Below are 4,700 nucleotides of genomic sequence, written 5' to 3'. Positions count from 1 at the left end.
CCGCAACCAGTTGCTGTATTGACGATGAGGAGTACTTGGCCTCGATATGCTTCGAGGGAGAAGGGGCTCCCATCTTGGGCCATTACGGTGAAATCATAGATAGTCATTTTACACGTCCTTTCCTACTTTCTCTATTGTATCACGCTTGAGTCGAAAAAAGTTAAACCGTGGCCCTAGTGCTTCGGTATTTCCTATGGGAAGGGGATTTTCCTACTGACAAGCGGGCTAGATTTTGATATAATATCGTGAGGTGATTTTTATGTCCAGCTTAAATAGATACAAATTTACTTTCGGTAATAAATCGCTGACTCTTACAACCAATCATGATAATCTCTTTATGGAAGAGGTTGAACGGGTCGCGAAGGAAAAATATGAAGCGATTAAAGAACAAATGCCAGCTGCTGATGATGAGACCCTGGCCATTTTACTAGCAATCAATAGTTTATCAACACAATTGAGTCGTGAGATTGAGTTTGACGATAAGGAAAAAGAATTGGAAGATTTTCGTCGCAAGGCCCTAGATGGCCTGGTCGGTAGATCATCTAATTAAGGGGAGTTGCATGTTTTCAATCCTGATTTTATTCATCCTAGCTTGGAGTTTTTATATTGGGTATTCAAGAGGGATTTTGCTTCAAGGATATTATTTTTTAACCATGATTGTGGCTATGTTGGTAGCAGGATCAGGCTATCAGTCCTTGGCAAAAACCATTAGTCTATGGATCCCATTTTCGAGTGCAACACAAGCTTCAAAAACCTATTTCTATGGTGCAGATCAACTCTTTCACTTAGACAAAGTTTTTTACGCTGGTTTGGCTTATTTCATCTTGTTTGTTTTAGTCTATGCGATGGGTCGAGTGATTGGACTTTTTATTCCCTTAATTCCAACGCCTGAAAAATGGGAGGAGTATCCGTTTCAGATTGCCAGTGGTGTGTTAGCTGTACTGGTGACCTACTTTGTTCTGCAAATGGGATTCACGATTTTGTCAACCATCCCCATGGCGGCCATTCAAGATCGACTCCATGGAAGTTTCCTCATTCGATTTATGGTGCAGTATAGCCCCCTTACAGCAGGCCTCTTGAAACAACTTTGGGTTGTAAAAATCTTAGGTGCGTAATCACTTCTCATCATGTCTAACAGTTCATGAGAGATATTATAGAAAGGAAGGGGAGGCTCAGACCAAAATCAGCCTCCTTTTCTGTTGTGGAGAAACATGAATCAAAAAATTCTCGAAACCTTAGAGTTTCAAAAAGTCAAAAACTTAGTAGAGCCTTATTTGCAAACGGAGCAGGGCGAAGTGGAGTTGCAGGAATTATCTCCACTTGCAAAAAAAGAAGCAATTGAAACCGCCTTTCTTGAAATGGCAGATATGGCTCAGATCTTTGTGGAGCATCCGCACTTTAGCGTGCCCACCATCCAAGAAATTCGTCCAGTGACCAAGCGTTTAGAACTAGAAACATCGCTCAATATCGATGAATTGTTAGCGGTGAAGAAAGTCCTGCGCGTGACCCATGAATTGCGAAATTTTTATGATGAATTAGAAAATGTCCGCTTGGAAAAACTGGATCGGATGTTTGAAAATCTAGTCGATCAGCCTCAGTTGCAGGGAAGTCTCCATGCCATTAATGAGGCGGGATTTATTGAAAGCTTTGCCAGTGAAACCTTGGCCAAAATTCGTCGACGGATTCAAGAGAATGAACACCAAGTGCGAGACATTCTACAAGAATTGTTGAAGACCAAGTCCGAAATGCTGGCTGATCAGGTCGTAGCGAGTCGGAATGGACGAAATGTCTTGCCAGTCAAAAACACCTATCGGAATCGGTTTGCCGGTGTGGTGCACGATATTTCAGCCAGTGGAAATACCGTCTATATCGAACCTCGGGCGGTCGTCAATCTTAATGAAGAAATTGCGAACCATCGTGCAGATGAACGCTTCGAGATGCTCCGGATCTTGGAAGAAATTTCAAACCTCCTTCGTCCTCATGCGGGGGAAATCCGGAACAATGCTTGGCTAATCGGTCATATTGACCTCGTTCGTGCCAAACATCGCTTTTTACAGGACCGAAAAGGGACTATTCCAACCTTGTCAGATCAAGGGGAGATTCAGCTCTTGCAGGTTCGCCACCCCTTGATTGAGAAGGCTGTTCCCAATGATATCCACTTTGGTAAAGATCTCACAGAGATTGTGATTACCGGACCGAATACGGGTGGGAAGACCATCATGCTCAAGACCTTGGGACTAGCCCAATTAATGGCCCAGTCAGGATTGCCAATCCTAGCTGACGCTGGGAGTAAGGTGGCTGTCTTCACACAAATCTTCTCTGATATCGGGGATGAGCAGTCGATCGAGCAGAGCCTGTCTACCTTCTCCAGTCACATGACCAATATTGTCTCTATTTTGGAGCAAGTCGATGAGGAATCCTTGGTCTTGCTGGATGAGTTGGGAGCTGGAACGGATCCTCAGGAAGGAGCTTCACTGGCGATCGCCATCCTAGAAGATCTCCGCTTACGAGGGATCAAGACCATGGCGACCACCCACTATCCAGAACTTAAGGCCTATGGGATTGAGACACTGGGTGTCCAAAATGCCAGCATGGAATTTGATACGGATAGCCTGCGTCCGACCTATCGGTTTATGCAGGGGGTGCCAGGACGTTCCAATGCCTTTGAAATCGCGCGTCGTCTAGGATTGTCAGAAGTGATTGTGAATCAAGCGCAGGGGTTGACCAATCAGGATCGGGATGTCAACCGCATCATTGAAAAGTTGGAAGCTCAGACCTTAGAAAGTCGCAAACGACTCGAGTCCATCCGAGATGTTGAACAGGAAAATCTGAAATTCAACCGCGTCCTCAAGAAATTGTACAATGAGTTGACCCGAGAGCGGGAGACAGAGCTCAACAAGGCGCGTAAAGAAGCGCAAGAAATTGTGGATTTAGCTCTAGCAGAAAGCGACCAGATCTTGCAAGGTCTTCATGCTAAATCGCAACTCAAGCCCCATGAAATTATTGAGGCCAAGTCTCAGTTGAAGAAATTGGCTCCAGAAACGGTCGACCTATCAAAAAATAAGGTCTTGAAACAGGCTAAGAAAGCCCGTGCTCCAAAAGTCGGAGACGAGATCTTGGTCATCAGCTATGGACAAAGAGGAAGTCTTACCAAGCAGCTCAAGGATGGTCGCTGGGAAGCCCAAGTGGGACTGATCAAGATGACCTTGGAAGAAAAAGAATTTAATCTGCTAAAAGCTGAAAAAGATGCTTCACAACCGAAAAAACGCCAGGTCCACGTCGTCAAACGTTCCAAGGCCAATGGGCCTCGGGCTCGCTTGGACCTTCGTGGCAAACGGTATGAGGAAGCCATGGAAGAATTGGACAGCTTTATCGACCAAGCCCTTCTCAATAATATGGCCCAAGTCGATATCATCCACGGTATAGGAACTGGGGTCATCCGGGAAGGAGTTGCCAAGTACCTCCGTCGCAATAAACATGTCAAAAGCTTCGAGTACGCTCCTCAAAATGCAGGAGGAAGCGGAGCGACAATTGTGACCTTTAAATAAGCAAAGAGTCAGTCGTGCCTTTTAATCAGGCACGCTTTTTGCTATAATACAGTCAGTTTAAACGGAAAGAAGGAAAGCATATGACCCCTAATCGTTCGTCCGATTCTTGTACTACCATACTTGTCGGAAAAGATGCCAGTTATGATGGTTCAACCATTGTAGCTCGCACGGAAGACTCTCAAAACGGAGTGTTTACTCCTAAGAAATTTATCGTTGTTCAACCTGAGGACCAGCCTCGTCATTATCGGTCGGTCCTATCTCCTTTTGAGATAGACCTGCCTGATAACCCTGTTCGTTACACAGCTGTTCCAGATGCTATTCCTAAGGATGGTATCTGGGGAGAAGCGGGGATCAATCGTTACAATGTGGCCATGAGTGAGACAGAGACCATTACGACCAATAGCCGGGTCTTGGGGGCGGACCCTCTGGTGGAAAGTGGAATTGGGGAGGAAGACATGCTGACCTTGGTCCTTCCTTATGTCCAGACTGCCCGAGAAGGAGTGCTTCGCTTGGGGAAAATCTTAGAGGAATACGGAACCTATGAGTCTAATGGAGTGGCTATCAGCGATGTCCATGAAATCTGGTGGTTGGAAACTATCGGAGGTCATCACTGGATGGCCCGCCGTGTGCCAGACGATGCCTATGTGACCAATCCAAATCAATTGGGAAATGATCGCTTTGAGTTTGATTGCCCAGAAGAATTCTTGTGTGATCCAGATTTGAAAGATTTTGTGGAACGCCATCACTTGGCCTTGGATTTTGACGGTTCGTCTTTTAACCCTCGTTATGCTTTTGGGAGCCAACGAGACAAGGACCGCCATTACAATACACCACGTGCTTGGGACATTCAACGGTTCCTCAACCCAGAAGTGGAGCAAGATCCTCGTTCCTTCTTCCTTCCTTGGTGTCAAAAACCTTACCGCAAGATTACGATTGAAGATGTCAAATATGTCCTCAGCAGTCACTACCAGGATTCAGCCTATGATCCTTACGGTTTAGAAGGGGATAGTCATAGTCGTCGGACCTTCCGTACCATTGGCATTAACCGGACCAGCCAGACGGCCATTCTCCAATTGCGGCCAAATCGTCCTCAAGAGACAACCGGGATTCAATGGCTTTGCTATGGGTCTATGCCTTTTAATACGGCGGTTC

Annotated in this window: 3 protein-coding genes and 2 pseudogenes; 4 read left to right on the top strand and 1 reads right to left on the bottom strand. The window is 45.8% G+C overall.

The genetic code is table 11. The features are described from left to right. Positions 1-107: pseudogene (locus ACLOR3_RS01780) on the bottom strand (glutathione peroxidase); the annotation flags it as partial. A 152-nt stretch (positions 108-259) separates the two neighbouring features. Between ACLOR3_RS01780 and ACLOR3_RS01775 the strand changes: the two are divergent. The 4 genes and pseudogenes from ACLOR3_RS01775 to ACLOR3_RS01760 all read left to right on the top strand — a co-directional run. Further along, a complete protein-coding gene (locus tag ACLOR3_RS01775; protein WP_023024429.1) occupies positions 260-550 on the top strand; it encodes a cell division protein ZapA in 291 nt (96 codons plus the stop codon). A gap of 10 nt (positions 551-560) precedes the next feature. Beyond that, complete coding sequence (locus tag ACLOR3_RS01770) at positions 561-1,115, top strand: CvpA family protein (RefSeq protein ID WP_129269979.1); 555 nt, start codon at positions 561-563, stop codon at positions 1,113-1,115. Positions 1,116-1,211: 96 nt separating this feature from the next. Further along, entirely contained in the window at positions 1,212-3,548 is a 2,337-nt protein-coding gene (locus ACLOR3_RS01765; protein ID WP_411400088.1) for an endonuclease MutS2, read from the top strand. Positions 3,549-3,628: 80 nt separating this feature from the next. After that, a pseudogene (locus tag ACLOR3_RS01760) lies at positions 3,629-4,700 on the top strand (C69 family dipeptidase); the annotation flags it as partial.

It is taken from the genome of Streptococcus intestinihominis, from assembly GCF_046824975.1.
Classification (GTDB): Bacteria; Bacillota; Bacilli; order Lactobacillales; family Streptococcaceae; genus Streptococcus.
The sequence above is the reverse complement of the archived record's forward strand: the minus strand, read 5'-3'. Positions and strand labels throughout refer to the sequence as shown.